Consider the following 23,897-nt stretch of genomic DNA (forward strand, 5'->3'; position numbering starts at 1 on the left):
TAGAATTATGTTGAGAACAATTTATCACTCGGGCCCAGTGCCGTCAATGCGCCGGATAATAGAGAAATTCTATAGTTGGATATAACAATTCGATCGATCGGTTTGGACGGTTTTTACGGGTATACAGGTGAATGGGGCTTCAGGGCTTCAGGGTTACGAGGTCGGTTACGGCGTGACCGGCAGCTCCCGGCGTTACGGCTTCGCCAGCCGTTCCCGCCCGAGCTCGGCGAACGCCTGGAGGAATTCGGAGAACTCTCCCTGCAGGGCGATGACGTTCGTCTGCATCGAGATGCCGGCCGTCTCGGGGAACTCGATCGGGTACAGCTTCCCTTCCGCCACCTCTTGCCTCGCGCACAGCCCGGGCAGGAAGCAGATTCCTACTTTTTGCAGCACAAGCTTCTTGGCCGTCTCCGAGTTGTCCGTCTGGATCTCGAGCTGCGGAGGGTGGTTGAGCGATTCGAAAATGCGGTGGATCCGCAGCCAGTCGAGCGCGCCGCATTCGAAGAAGACGAGCGGCTCATGGCCGATCGCTTCGATCGTCAGGCGGCCGTTCCCGATGAACGGGTGGCCCTCGTAGACGTGAAGGCGGATCGGATCCTCGATCAGCTTCACCGACTTCAGGTTCGGATGGTTGACGTTGCGGACGAACCCGATGTCGATCTCCTTGTTCAGGACGCGGTTCACGAGATCGTCCGTCACGCCGGTCTGCAGCTTGAATTGAATGTGGGGATACTTCCGCTTCATAGGCGGAAGCAGCTGGGGCAGGATGTAATTCGCCACGGACACGGTGCAGCCGATCCGAAGCTCGTCCGGCAGCTTCTTCTTCTGCTGCACGTGCTGCTTCCCCTTCTGGAACGTCTGCAGCAACTGCTGGGCGTAGGGCAGGAACCGCTTGCCCTCTTCGGTAAGCTGCACCTGCTTGCCGATCCGGTCGAACAGCTTGCAGTCGAGCTCGCGCTCCAGCGACTGAATCCGGGCGGACACCGACGGCTGCGACAGGAAGAGAGCGTCCGCCGCTTTGTTGAAGCTTCCGAAGTGGATGACGTACACGAACGCTTCCATGTTCTCGATATTCATCGTCATTCACCCTACTTTTCCAATGAAATAAGTCGGATTAATAGCGTGATTCCATGTTAGTCGTTGAGGAAGACCCTGTCAATACGGGAAAAGGCGTGGGTCCTGCGTCGCGCCTCTCCTCTCTCTCGTTTCCCATTGCTCTCGCCTTGCCGTCGTCGCTCCAGCCTTAAGTACCTCAGCTGCTGAGTCAATTTCGCCCTACCCGCCGTTTCCCGCCGTAAGTAGCTCAGCCATTGAGTCAATTTTGCTCTACCCGCCGTTTCCCGCCGTAAGTAGCTCAGCCATTGAGTCGCTCAACCTTCCCTTGGACACGATGCGTAACCTGATTACTCTCTTGGTCGGTGTAGCGGTACTTGGGACGGATGTGAGGAACCTGATTACTCTCTTGGTCGGGGAAGCGGCACTTGAGATGAATGTGCGTAACCTGATTACTCTCTTGGTCGGTGTAGCGTACTGGGGACGGATGTGCGAAGCCTGTCTGCTTACTTGACCAAGGACAGGACGGCGTCGACCGATTGTTGGACGAACGAACGCTCCGGGCGCGCCTTCAGCATGACGGTTACGCCGATGAGGGCGACCACGAGCGTGCGGGCGAGAGGCTTCGCCGCCAGGTCGGCCGACAGCTCGCCCGAGCGGATGCCGCGTTCGAGCGTCTCTGCGAACAGAATGGACAGATACATCTGATGCTCTCTCGTCAGCAGCTCGAACTTCTCGTCGCGGGGAGCCATCTCCACCATCGCGTTGATGCAGAAGCAGCCCCGATCGGGCCGCACCGAATACCCGTCCTCCACGACTTCTTCGAACAAGCGCCGGAAGCCTTCCTTGACGGAAGGCGAGCGTTGAAGCCGGGTTCGCAGATCGGACGCGTGAAAATGGGAGTACCTGCGCAGGGCGGCCTCGAACAGCCCCAGCTTGTCTCCGAACGTGGAGTAGAGACTGGGCCGCTGAATGCCCATGGCATTCGTCAGATCGCTTAACGAAGCCGCTTCATATCCCTTCTCCCAGAACAGGCGCATCGCCGCCTCCAACGCTTGATCCACGTCGAATTCCTTTGTCCGAGCCATCCGCGCCAGCCCCTTTTCCATACCGAACAGTATTTTATAAATCCATTTTAATGAACGCCCCTTTCCTTGTCAAATGCCCATAAACCCCAAAACATAAATCCCACCCTTGACAAAATCAAACCGGATCGACTATAGTTTCGTCATTCATATCATACCGTTCGGTACGTTATAGCATGCGGTGCGGTTCTACTGCTGCCGACCCGAACAAAAGGAGTGTCGACCGAAACCATGAGCGTCTCTCAGACGAACGCCGATCCGGCGAAGCAAGCGGATGCGCGACGAGGCCGAAACCGAAGACGAAGCAGCCCCAGACCCCGGCGAACGGCTCCAGCGCTCGCGGCGGCGAGCGGATTGGCCGTCGCCAACGTATACTACGCGCAGCCGCTGCTCGACGAGATGGCCGGCGATCTCGGCATCGCCCCGTCGACCGTCGGCATCGTCGTCACGGTAACGCAGCTCTGCTACGCGCTTGGGCTGCTATTGCTCGTTCCTCTCGGCGATCTGTGGAACCGGCGGCGGCTGATCGCCTTCCAGATGCTGCTCTCCGCGGTCGTTCTGACGTCCGCCGGACTGGCGCGATCGGCCGCGGCGCTGCTCGCCTCCCTCGCTCTAACCGGTCTTCTCGCCGTCGTGACCCAGACGCTCGTCGCCTATGCGGCGGACTTGGCCGACGAACGCGAACGGGGCCGCGCCGTCGGGCAAGTGACGAGCGGCATCGTCGTCGGCATCCTGCTCGCCCGGGCGGTGTCCGGCCTGCTCGCGGATGCCGCCGGATGGCGCTCCGTGTACCTGCTCTCCGCGGCGGCCATGCTCGGCATGTCGATTTTCCTATCGAGACGTCTTCCCGCGGCCGACCCGGAGCGGGCTTCGCTCTCCTACGTTCGGCTGCTGCGATCGACGCTCTCGCTGTACGCCCAAGAGCGCATCCTTCGCGTTCGCGCCTTTCTCGCGCTTCTATTGTTCGCCTCGTTCAGCATCCTGTGGACTTCCCTCGTGCTGCCCTTAAGCGAGCCGCCGCTCTCCTTGTCCCACGCGGCCATCGGAGCCTTCGGCCTGGCGGGAGCGGCCGGGGCGATCGCGGCGTCCCGGGCGGGACGGCTCGCCGACCGGGGCTACGGGCAGAGAACGACCGGCGTCTCGCTCGTTCTGCTGCTTCTCTCCTGGCCGGCGATCGGTCGCATCCAATCCCTGCCGCTCCTGATCGCGGGAATCGTCCTGCTGGACCTGGCCGTTCAAGCCGTCCACGTAACCAACCAGAGCTTCATTCTGGCCTCTCGCCCGGAGGCCAGGAGCCGGTTGACCGCCGCGTACATGGTGTTCTATTCCATCGGCAGCGCTTCGGGGGCCATCGCCTCGACCCATGTGTACGACCGATGGGGGTGGAACGGCGTATGCTGGCTCGGGGCATCGGTCAGCGCGGCGGCTCTCCTCTTCTGGGCCGCGACCCGAACGTCGCCTTCGACAAAATAAACAGGCCACGAAGCCGTGACCTGTCGTTAGCGCGTATGAACCTTCCTCCGCCGTACTAGCTTCTTACCCGATCCGGGTCAGCGTCTTCGGGAAGCTCGTCAGCACCCGAACGCTCCCGTCTTCCCGGATATATACGTCGTCCTCGATGCGGACGCCCCCGATCGACGGGACGTAGATTCCCGGCTCGACCGTGAACAGCATGCCCGGCTCCAGCGGATGCCGGTTCTCCCCGTGCAGCGACGGGAATTCATGGATGTCCATGCCGAAGCCGTGGCCGACGCGGTGCGTGAAGAACTCGCCGTATCCGGCGGCCGCGATCGTCTCGCGGGCGGCCCGGTCGACTTCGGCGACGGGCGAGCCGACGCGACCGGCCGCCGCGATGCCGGCGAGGTTCGCCGCCAGGACGGTCTCGTAGATTCGCTCCTGCTCCGCCGTCCCTTCCCCGACGAGGAACGTGCGGGTAATGTCGGAGCAGTACCCGTTCATCTTCACGCCGATATCGATGAGCAGGAAGTCGCCCCGGGCGATCGGCACCGCTTCGGGAACGCCGTGCGGCAGCGCCGAACGCGTCCCCGTCAGGACGATCGAATCGAACGAAGGCTTGTCGGCGCCGAGCCGCTTCATCTGGTATTCCAGCTCGGCCGTCAGCTCGAGCTCCGTCATGCCGATCTTCGCCTGCTTAACCGCGTGCTCCATTACCTTCTCGATCGTCTCGACGGCGACGGCGACCCGCGCGATCTCCTCTTCCGTCTTGCGGACTCTCAGCGAGTCGATGAAGCCGGTCAGATCCGCCAGCCGCGCCCCCGGGAACGCCTCCCCGAGCCGTTCCGCCCGATCCAAGGTCAAGAAGCTCTTCTCCACCCCGAGCGCGCCGACCGGACCGCCGGCCGCCGTCTCCCGCTTCAGGATCGCGTAGGCGTCGTCCGTATCCGACAGCGGCACGAGCCGCTTAGGAACGCCCGCTCCCGCCCGCGATGCCGCCTCGGCGTCGAGGGACGGCACGAACAGCGTCTCCTCGCCGGTTCTCGCGTCGAGGTACAAGGCGAGGAATCGTTCATGCGGCTCGGACAGGAATCCCGTGAAGTAATACAGATGAGTCGGATTGGAGATGAAGGCCGCGTCGATTCCGCCGTTACTCAGATGTGCCCGCAATTTCGCTTTTCTGGATGTCCACGCGTTTACGTCTGTCATAGGGCTTCCACTCCTCTCGCAATCGGCTGCCCGGCTCGGCCTCCGTTAATCTATCGTCCGCCGCAAGGCTGCAAAGCCGCCATATCGCAAAATCGCAAAATCGCAAAACCGCAAAATCGCAAAAACCGAAAGGCCGCCAGGCTAGACGGTCGATCGGCGAATAAGCTCCAGGAACTCCGCCCCGTACTTCGCGTACTTGGCGTCGCCGATCCCGCGCACCCCGCGCATCGCCTGCTCCGTCGTCGGCTTCAGCTGGCTCATCTCCCGCAGCGTCGCGTCGTGGAAAATGACGAACGGCGGAACGCCCTCCCGGTCGGCCATCTCCTTGCGCAGCTGGCGCAGCCGGTCGAACAGCACCGTATCGTAATCGCCGCCGTCCCCGCCCCCGGCTCCGTAGCGTCCCCGGCTGCGGCCGCGCGGAGCCGTCACGGCCGGTTCGACCCGGCGGAACACCTTCTCCTCGCCGTCCATGACGCCCCGCACCCGCTCGGCGAGCTGCACGACCGGGTACTGGCTGTCCGTCAGACGCAGATAGCCGTCGGCGATCAGCGCGTGAATGAGCTGCGTCAACTCCTTCTCCGACTTGTCCTTCATCATCCCGTAGACCGTCAGCGAATCGAAGCCGAATTGGCGGATCTTCGCGTCGTTCGCCCCGCGCAGCACCTTGGCGGTCAGCGTCACGCCGAAGCGCTGGCGCATCCGGGCCACGCAGGAGAAGACGATCTTCGCCTCCCGCGTCACGTCCACGAGCTCCCTCTCGTCCGTGCAGTTGCCGCACCGGCCGCAGGGCTCGGCGTCCTCCTCGCCGAAGTACCGCACGATGTTCCGCTGGAGGCAGTCCGAGGTGTTCGCGTATTCGACCATGTCGTTGAGCAGCCGGTAATCGTTCTTTTTCCGCTCCTCGTCCGCCTCGCTCCGTTCGATGAAGAACTTCTGCGTCGCCGTATCCGCCGGGGAGAACAGCAGCACGCATTCGCCCGGCTCCCCGTCGCGTCCCGCGCGTCCGGCTTCCTGGTAGTAGGCTTCGAGGTTCTTCGGCATGTTGTTATGCACGACGAACCGGACGTTCGACTTGTCGATGCCCATGCCGAAGGCGTTCGTCGCCACGATGACCTGCAGGTCGTCCCTTAGAAAAGCGTCCTGAGCCGCCTCCCGCTCCTCCTCGGAGAGGCCGGCGTGGTATTTGCCCGCCGCGATGCCGAGGCGGGTCAGGAACTCGTGGACGCTCTCCACCTCCCGCCGGGTCGCCGCGTACACGATGCCCGCCTGGCCGGGACGCTCCCGGATGAAGCGGGACAAGTAGTCCCGCTTGTCGGCGTTGCGCACGACCGAGAGCGACAGGTTGTCCCGGGCGTAGCCCGTCGTCACCCGCACCGGATCGGCCAATCGCAGCCGGCTCGCGATGTCCTCCTTGACGACGTCGGTCGCCGTCGCCGTGAACGCCGCCATGACCGGGCGCGGCTCGATGTGCGCGAGCAGCCGGACGATGCCCATGTAGCTCGGGCGGAAGTCGTGCCCCCACTGCGAGACGCAGTGGGCCTCGTCCACCGCGACGAGCGGAACCGTCACCTGGCGGAGCATCGAGACGAAGCGTTCGGATTCGAGCCGCTCCGGCGCGATGTAGACGAGCTTGTACCGCCCTTGCACCATGCCCCGCAGCCGCTCGGTCGTCTCCTGCGCGGACAAGGAGCTGTTGATGTACGTCGCCGGGATGCCCGTCTCGTTCAGCGCGTCCACCTGGTCCTTCATGAGCGAGATAAGCGGCGAGACGACGAGGCTGACGCCCGGAAGCAGCACCGCGGGCAGCTGGTAGCAGATCGACTTGCCGGCGCCGGTCGGCATGACGCCGAGCACGTCGCGGCCGTCCAGAATCGCTCCGACCAGCCGCTCCTGCCCGCTGCGGAACGAATCGTAGCCGTAATACCGGCGAAGCGCCTCGCGGGCTTGTTCCAGCTTCTCCACCCCCATCACTCCTCATCCCCCTCATATCCGGACGGCAGGAATGGCGAACGCACGCCCAGGGAGTATACCCTCAGGACGTGCAGCGCCCGGGTGCATACCGTATAGAGCAGCTTGCGGTCCTGCTCCCTGCCGTACCGGCTGCCGGACGCGTCCCAGACGAGCACGGCGTCGAACTCGATGCCCTTCGACAGGTACGAGGGCAGAATCGAGACGCCCTTCGGCAGGTTCGCCGAGCCGCCCGTCACGAGCGTCACCGGCACATCGTCCGCCAGCCGCTCCTTGATCACGGCGCTGGCGTTGCCGCATTCGCGGGCGGTCTTCGCGATGATGCCGATCGTCGCGTAGCCGGCTTCGAGCAGCTCGGCCGCGTCCTTGGCGATCCGGTCCGCCAGCTCGGCCCCGTCGCCGCATTCCGCGACCCGCGGAGGCTCGCCGTCGCGGTGGAACGGCGCGATGCCGGCCGCGTCCTCCGGCTTCAGAATCCGCTTCGAGAAGCGGACGATCGGCTCGGTCGACCGGTAGCTCGTCGACAGGCGCCACACCTCTGTCTCTTCCGGAGGAACAAGCCGCGTCCAGCCGCCGAAGCCGCCGCTCTCCTCCGCCTGCGCGTAGATCGCCTGGTTGAAGTCCCCGAGCACCGTCAGCCTCGCGCGCGGGAACCTCTTGCGCAGGAACGCGGCCTGGAACGGCGAGTAATCCTGCGCCTCGTCGACGAACAGGTGGCGCACCTCGCCGTCCACCTTGCGGAAGCCCTCGAGCGCCTCCATCACGTAGAGCAGCGGCGTCGCGTCCTCGTGGTCGATGGTCTTGCGGCCGAGCGTCTCTTCGGCTCGCTGCGCCATCCACTCATAGCCGAGCGGAAGCCTGCCGTCCGGCGCGCAGGCCGTAAACAGCGTGCGGCTGCGGAACAGCTCCCCATACGTGGCGAGAGGGTCCATGAACCGGAACCCCTTGACGGCCTTGCGCAGCGGGGCGATCGCGTTCTCCGCCGCCCTCTTGAGCAGCAGCCCGGAGATCCGGTCCTCGTCGTCGAACGACTCCTCCCTGTACCCGCCTTCGCGCCGCAGCTCCACGTAAGCCCGCTGGATGTCCTCCTGGTCGGACAGCTCCGCCGCCTCTTCGACCCACGGCTCCTTCAGCTGGCTCTCCACCCAGGCATCCAGCCGCTCGTTCAGCCATCTGCGCGTCTTGACGAGCCGGTCGCCGAAGTTCTCGCCTCCGAGCACGCCGTAGAACCGCTCGGCCGTCTCTTCGGCCGACACGATCGTATCCTTGCGGAACCGCAGCGGCCGGAAGCGGACGCCTTCCCGCTCCAGCCTCTTCAAGTACCGGTTCACCGTCTCGAAGAAATGCTCCGAGCCCTTGTACCGGGCCGCCCGCTCGCGGGCTTCCCCGTCCGGCGTCCCTTCCGCGGCGGCCAGCGCCTCCGTCTGGGAGAACAGGTCCTCGACCTCGTACCGCCGCCCGAGCCTCGATTCGATCAGCTCGCGGAACGTCATCTGCCGCATGTTGGCTTCGCCCAGATCGGGCAGCACGCGCGAGACGTAGCCCTTGAACACCGGATTCGGCGAGAAAAGCACGATCTGCTCCGAAGTCAACGTATCCCGGTAGCGGTACAGCAAATACGCGATCCGCTGCAGCGCGGCCGACGTCTTCCCGCTTCCGGCGGCTCCCTGGACGACGAGCAGCTTGTGCTTCTCGTCGCGGATGATGCGGTTCTGCTCCTTCTGGATCGTCGCCACGATGCTCTTCATGGACGTATCCGACCGCTCGGACAGAACCGCCTGCAGAATGTCGTCCCCGATCGTCTCCTCCGTATCGAAGACGTGCTTCAAGACGCCCCCGCGGATGACGAACTGCCGCTTCAGCGTCAAGTCGCCTTCGATCGTTCCGCTCGGCGTCTCGTACGAGGCCGGACCCGGCTCGTGATCGTAGAACAGGCTCGACACGGGCGCGCGCCAGTCGTAGACGTAGAACGTCTCCCCGTCGTCGCCGACGAGCGTGGACCTTCCAATATAGATTCGATCCGCTTGGCCCTCCCCCGCCTCCGCGAAGTCGATCCTCGCGAAGTACGGATTATCGCGCTGCAGCGCCAGCCGCGACGCGGCGGTGGACGCGACCTTGTGGCTCCGCTCGCGCTCGGCCAGCAGCTCGGCCTGCTGGACGATGCTGCTCCACGTCTCCCCGAGCTCGGTCGCGTCCGAGAAATTGACCGTCACGTCGTCCCAGAATTCCTGCCGGATGCCGACGACGTCTCCGCGCCGCTCGCCCAGCACCGACAGCTCCTTCAGCAGCCGGCGTTCGATGACGCCGAGCGCCTCGGAGAGCCGCCGTTCCTCTTCCTCGCGGATAGACCGCTCCTTCGACACAAGCCTCTTCCTTTCCCCTGGCGAACTTATCGATATCCCTTGTTGTAACATGCCGACCGGCAGAGTGCAAGCCGCGCGGACCGGCAAAATGGACTCGCGTACCGCCGCCATTCGCCGCGGGCGAATCCGTCCAACGCTTCATATGTTATCGGGAAGCTCACGGACGAGGAGGTCTCCGATGGCACGCACGCGCAGACGCAAGCGCGCTAGCACCGGCACCCGCATCCGGACGTTCCGGCGCCGGATCGGCCGCAACCGCTACCTGATCATCAAGATTTACCAGACGGCCGCGGCTCGCGCCGAATCGGGCAACGCTCTCGCGAGCAACGCCTTGAACATCCAGATCAAGAAGACCGTCAAGCGCGGCTAAACGGCACCCCTTCGCCGCCCGTTCGGGGAAAGGAGGTGCTCCCGATGAAGCGTTCGTCCTCCCGCACGCGGAAATGGAACGACGGCAAGACGAAGGTCCGGGTCCGGCAATCCGCCAGCGCGGTTATCAACCAAGGCGGCAACGCCATCTCCATCAACGCGTCGGAGATCGGAGTCGTCCGCATCCGCCCGCAATGACGCGCGGCGCCCCGCGGTTGTCCGCGGGGCGTCTCTCGTTTTTATAATCGCTTCTCCATACAGAAGTAGGGCAGCTTCCTCATCGGATACCGGACCCGGCCGACCTCCCGGTATCCGTTCTTGCCGTACAGCGACAACGCCCCGGGATTGCCGCTGAACACGTCGAGCCGAATGCTCGTGCCGCCGATCTCCCGGGCCTCGTTCTCCGCGAACGCCAGCAGCCTTTTCCCCACCCCTCGGCCCTGCAGCTCCGGATGAACGGCCAGCCGGTGGATGCATGCCGGCGTCCCTTCGCGGTCCTCCCAGTCGAGCGGCCCGTATAGGTCGCTCATCTCCCGGTCGACGACGACGGCGGCGACGATCCGCCCCCCGTCCCGAATCCCGAAGGCGGTTCCGCGGAGAAGATCCTTCTTCACAACGAACCCGTTCGGATAGAACAGGTCCCACTGCTTCACCCCGTCCTTGCGCAGATCGGCCGTCACCGTCCGATACAGCTTCAGGAGCCGCCTCTTGTCCTCGGGAACCAGCTTCTCGATCTGCATCGGCTTCCCCCTCTTATCGCCGTTCCGCCGACTTGATGGCGTTCAGCTTCCCGACCGAATGCTTGCGGTAGACGACCGTCCACAGCACGGCGGCCCCGATGAAGCCGTACAGCACGAAGTTGGACAGCGCCAGATAATGTTCCGTGGACAGCTCGAACGCCATCGTGACGCGAACCGCCGCTTCCGCGGTCAGAACGAGGCCCCATACGAAGGTCATGAGCCGCATGACGAACCGGAAGTAGACGTAGTTCCAGTTCGCGGCGAATTGGCTCTGGCCGACGAACCGCTCGGCGAGATAGAACATGAGGGGACGGCGGAACAGCAGAGAGCCGAGGAATACGAGGCCGACGGAAGCCGTGATCAGCGATTCGCGGACGAGCAGAATTTTCTCGCTGCCCCCGAGCAGGACGAGGACGAACGTCAGAATGAACGTGAACAGCATCAGCGAGCCGAACGCGTCGAGCTTGCGGTGCTTGGCGAGGTAGAGCAGGTTCTCGGCGAGCGGCACGAGAGTGGCGACGGACAGGGCGGCGAGGCTGCTCATGTAGGGTTGGAGCCAGACGTACAGCGCCCACGGGACGACCCCGTTCAGCAGAAGGGTAAGGATGACTTGCGCGCGTTTGGACATGGAATGAACCACCTTTATTATCGATTGGGTTAGAAATTGCCGACTAGCTCAGAGTCCTTCTCATGAATTGAACCAGCTCTTCGACGGTGATCGAGTTGTTCCTTCGAGTGGCCGCGCTGTGCGTGCGCATGCCGTACATGAAGAGGATAAGCGATTCCGCGAGCTTCGCGCTGTCCGCCTCCGCCGGGATGTAGCCCGCCTTCTTCCCCGCTTCGATCCACGACGAGCACGTCTTCAGCGTGTAATCGTGAATCTCCTCGACGAGCTCGGCTACCTTCGGCTGATCCATCTGGCTGAGCAAGTAAATGAATATTTTGTTCGTGACGTTCTCATAGGACGAGGCTCTGGCCATTCCTTCCGCGATCGTCCGAAGCGGCCTCTCGAGCCCCGACGAGTTCGGATCGTTCGCCGCTTCGTTGAAGCGCTGGTTCGCCTTCTCGACCCGGGATTTGAGCACGAGGCCGAGCAATTCGTCCTTGCTGCTCACGTAGTGGTAGATCGCGCCCTTGGACAGGCCGGAGCTTCGGATAATATCCTGCAGCGTCATCTGCCGGCAGCCCTTCTCCTGGATGAGAGCTTCGGCGGCGTCCATGATTTTCTGCAAACTGTTGGTTGAGACGGTCATGTTCGTTCCCCTTTTCGGTTGCTGCCCGGCGGCGATGTTGCGGCGTTTCGGGTTTGCGGCGTTGTTGTGCTGCGGTGTTGCAGATCTGCGGGCTTGCGCGTTCCTCGCCCTTCAAACCGACCGCCGGTATGCCATGCGTTCATTATTCCATACCGACCGCCGGTATGTCAATAGGGCGGATACCGCAATTTCACTTTTCCGCCGTCCCTTTTTCAATAACTCGTACGCTCCGCTTCTTCCCCGCTCGTTACTGCCTTTTTTTCCATAACTCCGCGTGCCGCCCCCCCTCCCCGCGACACTTGCCGCCCCGCCGGCTCGTCCCCCAGTCACGCCCGGCCGGGTTCCGGCATATACATAGCGTGGTAATACTATTGCCTTCGGCAAGGGGGTTCATCGCATGTTCATGTCCCATGGAGACGAATACATCGAACTGGAGGCCGCCATCGAGGAGATCACCGAGATCGCGCGCGGCTTCGGGCTCGACTTCTACCCGATGCGGTACGAGATCTGCCCGTCCGACATCATCTACACGTTCGGCGCGTACGGAATGCCCACCCGGTTCAGCCATTGGAGCTTCGGCAAAACCTTCAATCGCATGAAGATGCAGTACGACCTCGGCCTCAGCAAAATCTACGAGCTCGTCATCAACTCCAATCCCTGCTACGCCTTCCTGCTCGACGGCAATACCCTCGTCCAGAACAAGCTGATCGTCGCCCACGTGCTCGCGCACTGCGACTTCTTCAAGAACAACGCCCGCTTCTCCGCCTCGAACCGCAACATGGTCGAGAGCATGTCGGCGACCGCCGAGCGGGTGAACCAATACGAGATCGAATACGGCAGCGAAGAAGTGGAGAAGTTCCTCGACGCGGTGATGGCGATCCAGGAGCACGTCGATCCGCGGCTCGTCCGGCCGCAAGGGCTCGACAAGCGGCGCTACCTGGAGTGGCAGAAGCGCGAAGAGAAGGAGCGGGCCGGCAGGAGCGCGGGGCCGTCCACGCCCTACGACGACCTGTGGTCGCTGGAGGAGAGGGAGAACGAGGAGAAGGCGGCCGAGCAGACGTCCGCCCCGGAGACGCGCCGCTTCCCGCCGGAGCCCGAGAAGGACCTGCTCTGGTTCATTCAGGAATTCTCCCCCTACCTGACCGATTGGCAGCGCGACATCCTGTCGATGCTGCGCGAGGAGATGCTCTACTTCTGGCCCCAGATCGAGACGAAAATCATGAACGAAGGCTGGGCGACGTTCTGGCACCAGCGGATCATGCGCGAGCTGCCGCTCACGAGCGAGGAGACGATCGAGTACGCGAAGCTCAATTCGGCCGTCGTGCAGCCGTCGCGGAGCTCGCTCAACCCGTATTATCTGGGGCTTAAGATTTTCGAGGACATCGAGAAGCGGTGGGGACGGGAGAAGATCTTCGAGGTGCGGGAGCTGGATTCGGACCCTTCGTTCCTGCGCAACTATCTGACCAAGGAATTGACGGAGGAGCTGGACCTGTACGTATTCGAGAAAAAAGGGCCGGAATGGACGATCACGGACAAAGCGTGGGAGAACGTCCGCGATCAGCTCGTCTATTCGAGGGTGAACGGGGGCTTCCCGTACCTCGTCGTCACCGACGGGGATTACCAGCGCGCCGGGGAGCTGTATTTGACCCATCTGTACGAAGGCACGGAGCTCGACCTGAAGTACGTCGAGCGGACGATGCCGTACGTCGTGCAGCTCTGGGGCAAGCCGGCGCATCTGGAGACGGTCGTCGACGGCAAGCCCGTCCTGTTCAGCTGCGACGGCAAGAAGACGACGCGCAGAAATGTTTAAAAATCGGGCGGCGGTCGTAATCTACTCCTAAAGGAAAGGAGTGGATTGCCATCATGACGACACCATCCGACCGGCAGCCGGCGACGGCCGCCCCGAACCGCCCGGATCGCTTCCCGCCGCAGCATCAGGATCGCCAGCCGGGGTTGGAGAGCGACATGCACCCCCGCCCCGAAGCGGAATCTCCCATCTACCGCCCGGCGGGCAAGCTGACGGGCAAGGTCGCTCTCATCTCCGGCGGCGACAGCGGCATCGGCCGCGCGGTGGCCATCGCCTTCGCCAAGGAAGGCGCGGACGTCGCCATCGTCTACCTGAGCGAATTCACCGACGCGAGAGACACGCAGCGGGAGGTCGAGCAGGAAGGCCGCCGCTGCCATATCATGGCCGGAGACATCGGCGATCCCGCCTTCTGCAAGCAGGCGGTCGCGGATACGATCCAGTCGCTCGGCAAGCTCGACGTCGTCGTCAACAACGCCGCCGAGCAGCATCCGATGGACAAGCTGGAGCAGATTACGCCCGAGCAGCTCGAGAAGACGTTCCGCACGAACGTGTTCGGCATGTTCTACTTGACGCAGGCGGCCATGCCCCACTTGAAGCCGGGCTCCGCCATCATCAATACCGCTTCGATCACCGCCTACAAGGGCAGCCCGACGCTGCTCGACTACTCGTCCACGAAGGGCGCCGTCGTCTCGTTCACCCGTTCGCTGGCGCTGAACGTCATCGGCCAGGGCATCCGGGTGAACGCCGTCGCGCCCGGCCCGATCTGGACGCCGCTTATCCCTTCCACCTTCGACGAGACGAAGGTCGCGAAGTTCGGATCCGACACGCCGATGAAGCGGGCCGGGCAGCCGGACGAGCTGGCTCCCGCCTACGTGTACCTCGCCTCCGAAGACTCGTCCTATATGGCGGGCCAGGTTCTCCACGTCAACGGCGGAGAGATCGTGAACGGGTAAGCGAACGGATGAACGAGCGGAACTATGAAGAAGCGGACAGCCCGGTCGCTGTCCGCTTTTGTCGTGTCTCTATCCGCGCCTCTGCCTAGACGGCTCCCCGAGTCTCGTCCGTTCAGGCTCCCGCTTCCTTGAGCCGGACGGACGTCCAGTCCGTCCGGTAGAAGCGGATCATGACCGTCAGGCCCAGCGCGGTCAGGAACGTGTACAACGACAGCCAGGCGCCGGTCCCTCCCCAATCGAACACTTCCACGAACAGATAGGCGAGCGGAATGAAGAGGAAGAAGTTCAGCACCATCGACGAACGCATGAGGAACGTCGTATCGCCGATTCCCCGCAGGCCCCCCGCGTAGAAGTTGTACAAGCCGTCGAAAATCTGCAGGAAGGCCGACACCTGAATCAGGTGCGCGGCCGCTTCGTACACCGCCTGGTCGGAGCTGTAGACGCGGGCGATCGGAACGGACCAGATCATCTCGGCCGTCCCGAGCAGCAGCAGGAAGATCGAGCCCATGATCGCGGTGTCGGTGCCCGCTCTTCTGCCGTCCGCGGCGCTGCTCCGGCCGATCGCCTGGCCGACGAGCGTCGTCGCCGTCGCCCCGAACGCGAACGCCGGCATGAAGCCGAGCGACATGACGTTGAGCGCCACCTCGTTCGCGGCGAGCGCCACTTCCCCGAGACCGACCACGAACATCGTGAAGATATACATCGATATGCTCATCGAGAATTCCTGAAGCCCGAGCTTGCCGCTCTCCTTCAGAATGAGCCGAAGCTCCTTCCAATCGGGCTTCGGCATTATCCGCGTGACGAACCGCTTGTGCAGCGGAACCCAGAACACGAACAGGCAGCAGGCGAGCTGAAGCACCTCTCCGATCAGAATGGCGTACCCCGCTCCCCGCAAGCCGAGGTTGGGGAGGCCGAGCGCGCCGTTCGTGAACGCGTACGTCAGAACGAGCATCGTCCCGTTGCCGATGATGGAGACGATCATCGACGTTCGCGTATCTCCGACGCCCCGCAGGAAGCCGTGGAACACGAAGCTGACGATCCCGAACGCCATCGCGTAGAACCGCAGCTCCAGATAGTCGGAGCCCGCCGCGACGAGCTCGGCCGATCCTCCCGTCCAGCGCAAGGTCGCGTCGCTCCCTCCCCAGCCGGCAAGGGCGATGAGCAGCCCGACCCCGACGGCGGTCAGCAGCGCCAGATAGAGCCGGGCGATGCCCTTGCGCATCTCGCCCGCGCCGAAGTTCTGGGCGACGAGGTAGCTCGCCGAATGCCCGATCCCCGAGAACAACGCGAACACGTTGTACATGATGATGTTGGCGACGCCGACGATCCCGATCGTCAAGACGCCGAGATGGCCTACCATAATCAGATTGATAGAGCCGGTCACGGTCTGCGTCGCGAACGAGAAGAACGACGGCAGCGTGAGCAGCAGGATGGTCTTCCATTTGGCCAGTCGATTCATGATGACGGTATCCCTCGTAATTTTCTTCCCTAGTAGAGTTGATCCCAGTTTGACCCAATCTTCTCCGGCTGTCAATGAGCCTCCGCAATAAAAAAAAACCAAGCCTTGCGGCTTGGGAGATGAAGGACAAGCAAAACGATAGACGGCGTCCTGCCGCCCGCGGCCCGCGGAATTCAAACTTCCTTGCGGGTCCAGAACAGCTTCTTCGCGGCGGGTTGGTAGGACGTCTGCTCCTCGCGGACCAGATGCATGACCTTGTGCATATTCGCTTCGGAGACGGTGGCGAACAAGCTGTCTTTCGACCACGGATCCTCGAAATACACTTTTCTTGTCTTCTTGTCGAATGCGACGGCATGGTTCATATTGACCAGATTGCCGCGGTCCAATCTCTCGAAGCCGGACTCTCCGAGCAGCGACTGGAATTCCTCGAGCGTCGTCGGGTAATAGAAGATTCCCCGCTTCGTGTGGAATTCCGGGCCGTTCGAGGTCGGACGGATCGCCAGCACCTCTTCGAGCTCGACTTCGACCGGTTTGCCATCCTCATCCAATAGGCGAAAACCAGACATGGCGCTCCCTCCGTTTCTTTACGAGCGTTTCAGTTCGGCAGGGATCTCGGGCCGATGGAAGAGGTAGAAGCAAGCCGTGCTGACGAAAAAGACAGCGAACACGCCCAAGATTTTGGCAACGCCGATAGCCGCTTTTTTCTTCATTCGGATTCTCCTCCTTTCTGTTTGATCAATAGCAAAGCGGATTGAAATATGGTAAGGATAGCGAGCGTAGCGTTGTTGAACAAGAAGTTAGCAGACACGATCGCCATCGAAACCAACTTGAGGATAGGAAAATACTTCTCCGGAATTCGCGCAAATCCTTTAATGTTGGCCGGAGCAAAAAACAACATCATCAATAAATTCGCTATGTTGACAATGTAAACGTATTTCTCGTCAAGCGGAATGAAGGGGGCCGCGCACATGAGAAGAACGGATAACGCGGTGCACAGGCCCGACTTCTCGATATGGTACCCGCCCGAGAAGAAGCGGAGCACCATGAAGTAGCCCATTCCGTACAGCGTGACCCCCGGCTTGCCGAGGAACAGGCTGATGACGGCGACGAGAACGACGGCGAACAGCGTATGTAGGATCGTAATGAGGGAGAACTTCATGACCTCGATGCTAGGCGTTTGCTCGGAGTCGACGTTCTTAATCGAGGTCGCGATGGATAATGCCAGCTTTTCAATCATGCTATCCTTCCTTCCGGATCGAGAAATAGATCATTACGGTCAAGATGGCGACTACGACGATGCAGATCGTGGCGAACGAATCCGACAGTCTCTCGTACGTCATATAGAAGATATTGCCCGCGAACAGAACGACGAGTCCGAGAATCATGAAGATCGCGAACAGCTTGTTCCCTCGGAGGGTGTCCTTATAGAACCGGCTGTTCGATTGGATATAGCTGAAGCCTCCCTTGGTCACGCTGATGAAGCCCGAGATCAGGCACATCACGAAGAAGGTCATCACCTGGACGCGATAAGCGTTCCCGGTATACGTCGTTATCTGATCGAAGACGCCGAAGTGGATCAGGATGGTGACGAGCAGCCATTGCACGAGCGCCTGCGCCACGTATCCGATCGCCACCATGATGAACGAATGGAACAGCTTGGTTCTCAGGATGATGGTCAGCAGGAAAAACAAGATAAACACGTTGACGAGAGGCGATATATCCTGCAGCGACTCGGTCTGGACCGTGTTGGACACGAAGGCGAGAATGACCGATCCGAGCGCGAACTTCAGAATGTTCTCCTTGACCGAGAAGCGAAACAGGACCATGACGAAAATAAAGAAAGAAATGTACTCCAGCATTGAGGCCGCAATAAACATGATGAACGACATAAGATCCCCCGCACCTCGACTTCTATAGTCCCATTTTACCAATGTTACATCATTTTTCATATCTTAAATTATGGTTCGGATCGCTGGAAATAGCAAAATTTCGGACAAACGATTCCTGATTTTGCAATATCCTATTAAAAAGTCCCCCGTCCGGGGTCCCTCTTCGTTCCGGCGGCGGGGGCGGCGCGGAACTTTCGGAGGCCGAACGTCGTATAAGTAGACGGTAGAAAGCTGGGAACGGGTGATGCGGGAGTTGGATATCGAGAGATTGAACGTGGCGATCCGGGGGCTTCTCGCTTCCGCGGGGAGCGGGACGAAGGTCGCCATCGAAGAGCGGTTTCCCGGGGGGAGGATGGTCGGGGGAAAGTACAGTCCGTCCTCCGACACGATCACGCTGTACGTCGAGACCATTCGCGCGCAGTGCGCGCTGCTGTTCGGCTCCGAGGAAGCCGCGGACGAATTCGCCCTGATCGTGTTCGCGCACGAGCTCGGGCATGCGCAGGACGGGGAGCTGGCGGAGCTGTCCGCGCGGCTGGACGATCCGTCGCTGGCGCCGGAAGAGCGGGCCCGCGTCGCGCTGCGGATCGAAGAGAACGCCTGGCGGTACGCGTCCGCCGTCGTGCCGGAAAGCCGCGAAGGCCTGTACGAAGCGATCGTCGAACGTTCGCTGTCCGCCTACCGCGAAGCGGTTCGGCCGCGCAGCGCCTGACGGCGGCCATACGGGAAGAGGGGTTGTCCCCATCGGCTTCGCGCCATGGCCGGGACAACCCCTTCTGCCGTTCCCGGAACTCGATCCGTGCTACGGTCTCGATCCGTTCCAGGAGCGGCTTCCGTTTATGAACGACTCCCTTGCCGGAGTCCGCGCCGAATCCGTCAATCGCGGGAACGGGCTTGTCCGCCCTTGCGTCCCGCCTCTTCGCGGCTCATTCCGTCCCGGTCCGAGCCGTCGCCTTCGCCGTCCGAATCGCGGCTGCGGGAACCGGAATTGGCTTCGCCGCCCTTCCGGCCGATCTCCTGGTAGAATTCGCGATCGTGGTTCTTGGACGTCGCTTCTCCGCCCTTCTCGCCGATCTCCTGGTAGAACTCGCGGTCATGGCTGTTGGAGGTCGCTTCCCCGCCCTTCCGGCCGATCTCTTGGTAGAACTCGCGATCGTGGTTCCTGGAGGTCGCTTCCCCGCCCTTGCGTCCCGCTTCTTCCCGACTCATCTTGTCTTCGTTGCCGTTGCGCATGCCAAGTCACTCCTCTAGGATTGATGTTATGGTGTTGCACATCCTTTATTTACACGCCCGGACGGGCTTCAAACGATCATTAGAGGGTTTTAATGCAGCGCGGCGGCATGGGGAAAAGAAGGGGTCGAGCGCGCCGAAAACCGGCATCCGCCCTCTCGGGCGAATGCCGGTTCCCGCGGCGCGAGCGGCGCTTTAGCGGTTGAGCAGGCTTCCCACGTACCTCATCAGCTCGTTCGAGCAGACGGGGCAGTACCCGTGCTCGTCGATGAGCCGCTTCGTCACCTCGTTGATCCGCTTGAGCTGGTTCTCGTCCGGCGTCTTCGTCGAAGTCGTGATCTTGACGATGTCCTTGAGATCGGCGAACAGCTTCTTCTCGATCGCTTCGCGAAGCCGCTCGTGCGTGCTGTAATCGAACTTCTTGCCCTTGCGGGAATAAGCCGAGATGCGGATGAGAATCTCCTCGCGGAACGCCTTCTTCGCGTTCTCGGAGACGCCGATCTGCTCCTCGATCGAGCGCATCAGCCTCTCGTCGGGGTCCATCTCTTCCCCCGTGAGGGGATCTTTGATTTTCGCCCAGTTGCAGTAGGCTTCGATGTTGTCCAGGTAGTTCTCGAACAGCGTGCGGGCCGACTCCTCGAACGAATAGACGAACGCCTTCTGGACTTCCTTCTTGGCCAGGTTGTCGTATTCCTTCCGCGCCACCGAGATGAAGTTCAAGTACTTCTCCCGCTCCTCCTTCGTGATCGAAGGGTGCTGATCGAGGCCGTCCTTGAGGGCGCGCAGGACGTCGAGCGCGTTGATGCAGGGGAGGTCGTGCTTGATGAGCGCGCTGGAGATCCGGTTGATGACGTAGCGAGGGTCGATGCCGGACATCCCTTCTTCGGAGTATTCGTTCTGAAGCTCCTTCAAGTCGGCTTCCTTGAAGCCTTCCACCTCTTCGCCGTCGTACAGCCGCATCTTCTTGACCAGATCCATCCCCTGCTTCTTCGATTCCTTGAGCCGGGTCAGAATCGAGAAGATGGCCGCGGAACGCAGGGCGTGGGGCGCGATATGGACATGCTTCATGTCGGACTGGCCGATCAGCTTGGCGTAAATCTTCTCTTCGTCCGTCACCTTGAGGTTGTAAGGGACCGGCATGACGATCATCCGCGACTGCAGCGCCTCGTTCTTCTTGTTGGAGATGAACGCCTTGTACTCCGATTCGTTCGTATGGGCGACGATCAGCTCGTCGGCGCTGATGAGCGCGAACCGGCCCGCCTTGAAGTTGCCCTCCTGCGTCAGGGAGAGCAGGTTCCAGAGGAACTTCTCGTCGCACTTGAGCATCTCCTGGAATTCCATCAGGCCGCGGTTCGCCTTGTTCAGCTCGCCGTCGAAGCGATAGGCGCGCGGATCCGACTCCGAGCCGTATTCGGTGATCGTCGAGAAGTCGATGCTGCCCGTCAGGTCGGCGATGTCCTGCGACTTCGGGTCGGACGGGCTGAACGTGCCGATCCCGATCCGGTTCTCTTCCGAGATGAGGACGCGCTCCACCGGCACCTGCTCGATGTCTCCGCCGAATTCGGTGCGAAGCCGCATCTGGCAGGAGGGGCACAGATTGCCCTCGATGCGCACGTTCAGCTCCCTCTCCACGTCCGAGCGCAGCTCGTTCGGGATGAGGTGGAGCGGCTCCTCGTGCATCGGGCAGCCCTGGATCGCGTAGACCGCGCCGCGCTCCGTGCGCGAGAATTGCTCCATCCCTTTTTTGAGCATCGTCACGATCGTCGACTTGCCCCCGCTGACCGGTCCCATCAGCAGGAGGATCCGCTTGCGGACGTCGAGCCGGCGGGCGGCGGAATGGAAGTATTCCTCCACCAGCTTCTCCATCGTCCGGTCCAGGCCGTAGATCTCCCTCTCGAAAAACTTGTATCGTTTGTGACCACCGATCTCCTCCACGCCGTGCGAGACGATCATGTCATATACCCGGGCATGCGCGGTCATCGCCGGAGCCGGATCGCGGCGCAGCAAATCGATGTAATCCCTGAAAGTCCCGGACCATGTCAGCTTCTCGCTCTCGGTCCGATACTCGGCGAGACGTCTGAATATATCCATGCCGCTACCTCCTCACCTAGTCCCTCCGTTACGAAACGTATTACATAACTATGCGGTTGGAAGGACGAAATTGCTCCGAAAAGCGATGAAAACGACAGGGGACGTCCACCCTCCCGCCCTCGAATGCCTTGAAATCCGCGCCGCTCTTACGCTTCGCTCCGATCGTGCTATAATTTTCATGAGATGTTGCCAAGAGCAAGCAGGAGGATAGATGACGTGGCCGTCAAGCATGAGACAGACCTGTACCCGCCGATCAAAGCGTACTTCGCGAGCCGGGGATACGAGGTACGCGCCGAGGTGCGCGGCTGCGACCTCGTCGCCCTCCGCCCGGACGAGGAGATGCCCGTCATCGTCGAGATGAAGAAGACGTTCACGCTCCCGCTGCTTCTGCAGGGAGTCGACCGCCAGCGCACCGGGGCGGCGGTCTGGCTCGCGGTCGAGCGGAACCGGACGAAGAAGGGCGCGCACAACCAGCGCTTCCCCGAGCTGGCCGCCTTGTGCGGGCGGCTCGGGCTGGGCTTGATGACCGTCACCTTCTATAAGACGAAGGAGCCGGTCATCGAGGTGTGGCGCGAGCCGGCCGCGGTAAGCGGCCGCGCGTACGCGCTGTCCGCGGGCGCCGCCGGAAGCGGCGTCGCCGAGGCGGCCGAGGCGGCTTACGCCGCGGGGTACGCCGCCTCGGCGGGCGGGCGCAAGCGCGCGGGGGCGAAGCCGCTGCTGCGGGAGTTCGCCGCGCGCAGCGGCGACTACAACGTCGGCGGCAGCACGGGCCGCAAGCTGGTAACCGCTTATCGCGAGCGCGCGATTCAATGCGCGCTGGCGCTCGGGTGCCGCGGGCCGCTCGCGCCGCGCGAGATCCAGGCGCTGACCGGCGTTCCGAACGCCGGCGGCCTGCTGCGGGACAACCATTACGGCTGGTTCCGCAAGCCGGGACGCGGCCTGTACGAGCTGACGCGCGAAGGCCGCTTAGGTCTGAGGGAGTTCGCGGAAGTGACGGCGGTCTGGGCGGCGAAGCTGGAATGGGCCTCCGGGTGGGAGGAACGGATACAAGGCGGAGAGGAGGAAGCGAGATGAACGAAGGCATTCGAATCGGACCGGCCGACGCCTACCCCGAGCTGCCGGCCGAAGTCGACGTCGGCGGAACGCCATATTGGCTCGTCCGCCGGGAAGACGGGCGGTACGGCCTGCTGATGGCCGTCTGCCCCCATGCCGGAGGCGAGGTTCGCCTGCTCGGGGATCATTTTTTTTGCCCGCTTCACTTCTGGACGTTCGACCGGTCGGTCGGAGGCTGCTTGAACAACCCGGGCGAACGCCTCGTGCGTTTGGACGTCGAGGCGAGGGAAGACGGGCTGTACGCCGTCGGCTCTCCTTACTGAAGCCGGACGCGGGAGAGAGCCGCCGCTTGCGGGATGAGACCGCCGGCCCCTCAGGCTAACCCCAGCGGGCGAGGAACTCCTCCACCGTGGCGGCCAGCCGCTCGACCCCCGCCCGGATCGTCTTCTCCTCCGAATGGACGGCGGTCAACCGGATCGTGCCGCGTTCCGGCTCGGCCGCGTAGAAGGCTCCGCCCGGCTGGAACAGCAGGCCGTTCAGCCAGGCGCCCCGCAGCAGGGCGTCGCCGTCCAGCCCTTCCGGCAGCGACAGCCACAGGTGCATGCCGCCTTGCGGCTCGCGCCAAGACAGGTCGGGCAGCCGAAGGCGGAGCTGCTCCGCCAGCAAGCCGTTGCGGGCGCGGCAGACGAAGCGCAGCGTCTCGAGAAGGGGCCCGAGCTCGCCGTCCTCCATCCAGGACAAGACGGCGAGCTGCTCGCGAAGCGGCACCCCGGCCGCGGCTCCCCGGCCCTCCAGCAGCGATTCGCTCCCTTCGGCGGGCAGGCCGCCGAGCGCGAGCCAGCCGAACCGCAAGCCTCCGATCAAGCCGGGAGGCAGCTCTCCGATCGTCCAGACCGAGCCGGCTTCCAGCAGTTCCTCCGGCACGGCGGGATAAGGCTCCGGCAGAAGCGCCGCCTGCCGGTCGTCGAGCAGCGCCGGCACGCCGGCTTCCGCGCAGCGCCTCAGCAAGGCGTTGCGCCGCTCTTCGCTCCAGGAGCGGCCTTCGGGATCGGTGCAGGCCGGAGCCGCGTAGACGAGCCGCGGCTGAAGCTGGGCGAGCGAATGGTCCAGCTCCTCCGGCAGCATGCCGTACCGGTCGCCGGCCACCGGGTGGGGAACGACCCCGGCTTTGCGGAACGTCTGAAGCGCCGATCGGCTCGTCGGCGACTCCACGAGAACCGCGTCCCCCGGCTGCAGCCAGAGGCGGGCGACGCGTTCCAGAGCGGCGTCGGCTCCCGCGGCGACGACGAATTCGGGCCGCCGCGAAGCTGCCGCCCCCGCCGACGCGGCCGACGCGGCTCCTCCCGCCGCTCTCCCTGCCCCCGTCCCCCCCGTTGTTCCATCGGCCTCCGTCGTCCCTGCCGCCTCCGGAGCCGACAGCCGCAGCAGGCCGGCTTCGGCCAGAAGCTCGCGAAGGCGCGCGGTCTCCGCGGGACCCGCCTTCCCCCTCCCGGAAGATTCGGCCGGCGCATCGGCTTCGGCCAGCCTGCTCTCCCAATCCGCGGCGGCCAGCAGCCCTTCCTTCGGCCAGCCGCCCATCCAATTGATGATTTCGCCCATCGCGCGCCCTCCTTGTCAGCTAAGCGGATGCGACTTCGGTCCCGTTACCATTCTATGCCGGCCATTCGCAACATTTTGCGTTTTCTTTTTGGCGGGGGTTGGTTATAATAAAGGAAGTTAATCGGAGGTGTGGAAGATGTTTCTGGGATTGAGCGATAAATTTTGGATTGTCATTCTTGTCTTCGCCATGATCCTGACGGCTATTCTGACCGCGGCTTATAACGACGACAAGACCAAGGGATTGTAAGGAATATCGGGGGGGACGGCGAACCCGGTCGGGCTTCGCCTCTCGCGCCAAGAATGAATCAAAGCACCGGCTCTGCC

The 23,897-nt window shown here is 62.7% G+C and carries 24 protein-coding genes; 8 read left to right on the plus strand and 16 right to left on the minus strand.

Features of this window, described 5'->3' with window-relative positions; translation table 11 throughout:
- Positions 1-192: 192 nt before the first annotated feature.
- Together H7B90_RS09460 and H7B90_RS09465 are read right to left on the minus strand one after the other, a co-directional pair.
- Positions 193-1,077: a LysR family transcriptional regulator gene (locus tag H7B90_RS09460; protein WP_185135623.1), complete on the minus strand. Its 885-nt coding sequence runs from the start codon at positions 1,075-1,077 to the stop codon at positions 193-195.
- Between the two features lie 482 nt (positions 1,078-1,559).
- Complete coding sequence (locus H7B90_RS09465; RefSeq protein ID WP_185135624.1) at positions 1,560-2,141, minus strand: TetR/AcrR family transcriptional regulator; 582 nt, start codon at positions 2,139-2,141, stop codon at positions 1,560-1,562.
- 228 nt (positions 2,142-2,369) lie between these two features.
- Here H7B90_RS09465 and H7B90_RS09470 point away from each other — a divergent pair, with 228 nt between their 5' ends.
- Positions 2,370-3,611: an MFS transporter gene (locus tag H7B90_RS09470; protein WP_185135625.1), complete on the plus strand. Its 1,242-nt coding sequence runs from the start codon at positions 2,370-2,372 to the stop codon at positions 3,609-3,611.
- A 63-nt stretch (positions 3,612-3,674) separates the two neighbouring features.
- Here H7B90_RS09470 and H7B90_RS09475 read toward each other — a convergent pair whose 3' ends face one another.
- The 3 genes from H7B90_RS09475 to helD all read right to left on the minus strand — a co-directional run bounded on the left by H7B90_RS09475 (position 3,675) and on the right by helD (position 9,133).
- Positions 3,675-4,802: a M24 family metallopeptidase gene (locus H7B90_RS09475; RefSeq protein ID WP_185135626.1), complete on the minus strand. Its 1,128-nt coding sequence runs from the start codon at positions 4,800-4,802 to the stop codon at positions 3,675-3,677.
- 141 nt (positions 4,803-4,943) lie between these two features.
- Positions 4,944-6,764: a DNA helicase RecQ gene (gene recQ, locus H7B90_RS09480; RefSeq protein WP_311772702.1), complete on the minus strand. Its 1,821-nt coding sequence runs from the start codon at positions 6,762-6,764 to the stop codon at positions 4,944-4,946.
- A 5-nt stretch (positions 6,765-6,769) separates the two neighbouring features.
- Positions 6,770-9,133: an RNA polymerase recycling motor HelD gene (gene helD, locus H7B90_RS09485; RefSeq protein ID WP_185135627.1), complete on the minus strand. Its 2,364-nt coding sequence runs from the start codon at positions 9,131-9,133 to the stop codon at positions 6,770-6,772.
- Between the two features lie 178 nt (positions 9,134-9,311).
- On the opposite strand from helD, the gene H7B90_RS09490 reads away from it, so the two are divergent.
- Together H7B90_RS09490 and H7B90_RS09495 are read left to right on the plus strand one after the other, a co-directional pair.
- Positions 9,312-9,503 (plus strand): hypothetical protein, encoded by a 192-nt coding sequence (locus tag H7B90_RS09490; protein WP_185135628.1) that lies wholly within the window; start codon positions 9,312-9,314, stop codon positions 9,501-9,503.
- A 44-nt stretch (positions 9,504-9,547) separates the two neighbouring features.
- Entirely contained in the window at positions 9,548-9,700 is a 153-nt protein-coding gene (locus H7B90_RS09495) for a hypothetical protein (protein WP_185135629.1), read from the plus strand.
- A gap of 41 nt (positions 9,701-9,741) precedes the next feature.
- Here the strand turns inward: H7B90_RS09495 and H7B90_RS09500 are convergent, their stop codons facing one another.
- The 3 genes from H7B90_RS09500 to H7B90_RS09510 are packed head-to-tail and all read right to left on the minus strand — an operon-like array spanning position 9,742 to position 11,495.
- Complete coding sequence (locus tag H7B90_RS09500; protein ID WP_185135630.1) at positions 9,742-10,242, minus strand: GNAT family N-acetyltransferase; 501 nt, start codon at positions 10,240-10,242, stop codon at positions 9,742-9,744.
- A 13-nt stretch (positions 10,243-10,255) separates the two neighbouring features.
- On the minus strand, positions 10,256-10,870 hold the full coding sequence (locus H7B90_RS09505) for a VC0807 family protein (protein WP_185135631.1): 615 nt from the start codon (positions 10,868-10,870) through the stop codon (positions 10,256-10,258).
- 43 nt (positions 10,871-10,913) lie between these two features.
- Positions 10,914-11,495 carry a TetR/AcrR family transcriptional regulator gene (locus H7B90_RS09510; RefSeq protein WP_185135632.1) on the minus strand — a complete coding sequence of 194 codons (582 nt, stop codon included), beginning with the start codon at positions 11,493-11,495 and terminating at the stop codon, positions 10,914-10,916.
- A 403-nt stretch (positions 11,496-11,898) separates the two neighbouring features.
- Here H7B90_RS09510 and H7B90_RS09515 point away from each other — a divergent pair, with 403 nt between their 5' ends.
- Both H7B90_RS09515 and H7B90_RS09520 read left to right on the plus strand, forming a co-directional pair.
- Entirely contained in the window at positions 11,899-13,305 is a 1,407-nt protein-coding gene (locus tag H7B90_RS09515) for a SpoVR family protein (RefSeq protein ID WP_185135698.1), read from the plus strand.
- 53 nt (positions 13,306-13,358) lie between these two features.
- Entirely contained in the window at positions 13,359-14,255 is an 897-nt protein-coding gene (locus H7B90_RS09520) for an SDR family oxidoreductase (protein ID WP_185135633.1), read from the plus strand.
- A gap of 112 nt (positions 14,256-14,367) precedes the next feature.
- Here H7B90_RS09520 and H7B90_RS09525 read toward each other — a convergent pair whose 3' ends face one another.
- From H7B90_RS09525 to H7B90_RS09545, 5 genes are all read right to left on the minus strand, one after another.
- Positions 14,368-15,714 carry an MATE family efflux transporter gene (locus H7B90_RS09525; protein ID WP_185135634.1) on the minus strand — a complete coding sequence of 449 codons (1,347 nt, stop codon included), beginning with the start codon at positions 15,712-15,714 and terminating at the stop codon, positions 14,368-14,370.
- Between the two features lie 173 nt (positions 15,715-15,887).
- Entirely contained in the window at positions 15,888-16,280 is a 393-nt protein-coding gene (locus H7B90_RS09530) for a LytTR family transcriptional regulator DNA-binding domain-containing protein (RefSeq protein WP_185135635.1), read from the minus strand.
- An 18-nt stretch (positions 16,281-16,298) separates the two neighbouring features.
- Positions 16,299-16,424, minus strand: coding sequence for a cyclic lactone autoinducer peptide (locus H7B90_RS09535; RefSeq protein ID WP_185135636.1), 126 nt, complete (start codon positions 16,422-16,424; stop codon positions 16,299-16,301).
- Positions 16,421-16,951 carry an accessory gene regulator ArgB-like protein gene (locus H7B90_RS09540; protein WP_185135637.1) on the minus strand — a complete coding sequence of 177 codons (531 nt, stop codon included), beginning with the start codon at positions 16,949-16,951 and terminating at the stop codon, positions 16,421-16,423. Before H7B90_RS09540 ends, H7B90_RS09535 begins: the two co-directional genes overlap by 4 nt.
- Before the next feature lies 1 nt (position 16,952).
- A complete protein-coding gene (locus H7B90_RS09545) occupies positions 16,953-17,603 on the minus strand; it encodes a hypothetical protein (protein WP_185135638.1) in 651 nt (216 codons plus the stop codon).
- 253 nt (positions 17,604-17,856) lie between these two features.
- Here H7B90_RS09545 and H7B90_RS09550 point away from each other — a divergent pair, with 253 nt between their 5' ends.
- Positions 17,857-18,312: a hypothetical protein gene (locus H7B90_RS09550; protein WP_260410884.1), complete on the plus strand. Its 456-nt coding sequence runs from the start codon at positions 17,857-17,859 to the stop codon at positions 18,310-18,312.
- Positions 18,313-18,476: 164 nt separating this feature from the next.
- Here the strand turns inward: H7B90_RS09550 and H7B90_RS09555 are convergent, their stop codons facing one another.
- The gene (locus H7B90_RS09555; protein ID WP_185135639.1) at positions 18,477-18,833 is read right to left on the minus strand and encodes a KGG domain-containing protein; all 357 of its coding nucleotides are present in this window, start codon (positions 18,831-18,833) and stop codon (positions 18,477-18,479) included.
- A 192-nt stretch (positions 18,834-19,025) separates the two neighbouring features.
- Positions 19,026-20,921 (minus strand): ATP-dependent protease PrkA, encoded by a 1,896-nt coding sequence (locus H7B90_RS09560; protein ID WP_185135640.1) that lies wholly within the window; start codon positions 20,919-20,921, stop codon positions 19,026-19,028.
- A gap of 216 nt (positions 20,922-21,137) precedes the next feature.
- Here H7B90_RS09560 and H7B90_RS09565 point away from each other — a divergent pair, with 216 nt between their 5' ends.
- A complete protein-coding gene (locus H7B90_RS09565) occupies positions 21,138-21,995 on the plus strand; it encodes a DUF2161 family putative PD-(D/E)XK-type phosphodiesterase (RefSeq protein WP_185135641.1) in 858 nt (285 codons plus the stop codon).
- The gene (locus tag H7B90_RS09570; protein ID WP_185135642.1) at positions 21,992-22,297 is read left to right on the plus strand and encodes a Rieske (2Fe-2S) protein; all 306 of its coding nucleotides are present in this window, start codon (positions 21,992-21,994) and stop codon (positions 22,295-22,297) included. Before H7B90_RS09565 ends, H7B90_RS09570 begins: the two co-directional genes overlap by 4 nt.
- 55 nt (positions 22,298-22,352) lie before the next feature.
- Here the strand turns inward: H7B90_RS09570 and H7B90_RS09575 are convergent, their stop codons facing one another.
- Complete coding sequence (locus tag H7B90_RS09575; RefSeq protein WP_185135643.1) at positions 22,353-23,573, minus strand: aminotransferase class I/II-fold pyridoxal phosphate-dependent enzyme; 1,221 nt, start codon at positions 23,571-23,573, stop codon at positions 22,353-22,355.
- Positions 23,574-23,897: the final 324 nt, after the last annotated feature.

Origin of the sequence: Cohnella xylanilytica, from assembly GCF_014212175.1 — a bacterium.
Taxonomy (GTDB): Bacteria; Bacillota; Bacilli; order Paenibacillales; family Paenibacillaceae; genus Cohnella; species Cohnella xylanilytica.

What these genes read in the sequence shown, in the direction of transcription:
- H7B90_RS09570 (WP_185135642.1), top strand. Translation starts at nt 21,992, where the DNA reads ATGAACGAAGGCATTCGAATCGGACCGGCCGACGCCTACCCCGAGCTG.
- H7B90_RS09490 (WP_185135628.1), top strand. Translation starts at nt 9,312, where the DNA reads ATGGCACGCACGCGCAGACGCAAGCGCGCTAGCACCGGCACCCGCATC.
- H7B90_RS09495 (WP_185135629.1), top strand. Translation starts at nt 9,548, where the DNA reads ATGAAGCGTTCGTCCTCCCGCACGCGGAAATGGAACGACGGCAAGACG.
- H7B90_RS09465 (WP_185135624.1), bottom strand. Translation starts at nt 2,141, where the DNA reads ATGGCTCGGACAAAGGAATTCGACGTGGATCAAGCGTTGGAGGCGGCG.
- H7B90_RS09555 (WP_185135639.1), bottom strand. Translation starts at nt 18,833, where the DNA reads ATGCGCAACGGCAACGAAGACAAGATGAGTCGGGAAGAAGCGGGACGC.
- H7B90_RS09520 (WP_185135633.1), top strand. Translation starts at nt 13,359, where the DNA reads ATGACGACACCATCCGACCGGCAGCCGGCGACGGCCGCCCCGAACCGC.
- H7B90_RS09525 (WP_185135634.1), bottom strand. Translation starts at nt 15,714, where the DNA reads ATGAATCGACTGGCCAAATGGAAGACCATCCTGCTGCTCACGCTGCCG.
- H7B90_RS09500 (WP_185135630.1), bottom strand. Translation starts at nt 10,242, where the DNA reads ATGCAGATCGAGAAGCTGGTTCCCGAGGACAAGAGGCGGCTCCTGAAG.
- H7B90_RS09460 (WP_185135623.1), bottom strand. Translation starts at nt 1,077, where the DNA reads ATGAATATCGAGAACATGGAAGCGTTCGTGTACGTCATCCACTTCGGA.
- H7B90_RS09510 (WP_185135632.1), bottom strand. Translation starts at nt 11,495, where the DNA reads ATGACCGTCTCAACCAACAGTTTGCAGAAAATCATGGACGCCGCCGAA.
- H7B90_RS09545 (WP_185135638.1), bottom strand. Translation starts at nt 17,603, where the DNA reads ATGTCGTTCATCATGTTTATTGCGGCCTCAATGCTGGAGTACATTTCT.
- H7B90_RS09575 (WP_185135643.1), bottom strand. Translation starts at nt 23,573, where the DNA reads ATGGGCGAAATCATCAATTGGATGGGCGGCTGGCCGAAGGAAGGGCTG.
- H7B90_RS09470 (WP_185135625.1), top strand. Translation starts at nt 2,370, where the DNA reads ATGAGCGTCTCTCAGACGAACGCCGATCCGGCGAAGCAAGCGGATGCG.
- H7B90_RS09530 (WP_185135635.1), bottom strand. Translation starts at nt 16,280, where the DNA reads ATGTCTGGTTTTCGCCTATTGGATGAGGATGGCAAACCGGTCGAAGTC.
- H7B90_RS09505 (WP_185135631.1), bottom strand. Translation starts at nt 10,870, where the DNA reads ATGTCCAAACGCGCGCAAGTCATCCTTACCCTTCTGCTGAACGGGGTC.
- H7B90_RS09540 (WP_185135637.1), bottom strand. Translation starts at nt 16,951, where the DNA reads ATGATTGAAAAGCTGGCATTATCCATCGCGACCTCGATTAAGAACGTC.
- H7B90_RS09535 (WP_185135636.1), bottom strand. Translation starts at nt 16,424, where the DNA reads ATGAAGAAAAAAGCGGCTATCGGCGTTGCCAAAATCTTGGGCGTGTTC.
- H7B90_RS09560 (WP_185135640.1), bottom strand. Translation starts at nt 20,921, where the DNA reads ATGGATATATTCAGACGTCTCGCCGAGTATCGGACCGAGAGCGAGAAG.
- H7B90_RS09475 (WP_185135626.1), bottom strand. Translation starts at nt 4,802, where the DNA reads ATGACAGACGTAAACGCGTGGACATCCAGAAAAGCGAAATTGCGGGCA.
- H7B90_RS09515 (WP_185135698.1), top strand. Translation starts at nt 11,899, where the DNA reads ATGTCCCATGGAGACGAATACATCGAACTGGAGGCCGCCATCGAGGAG.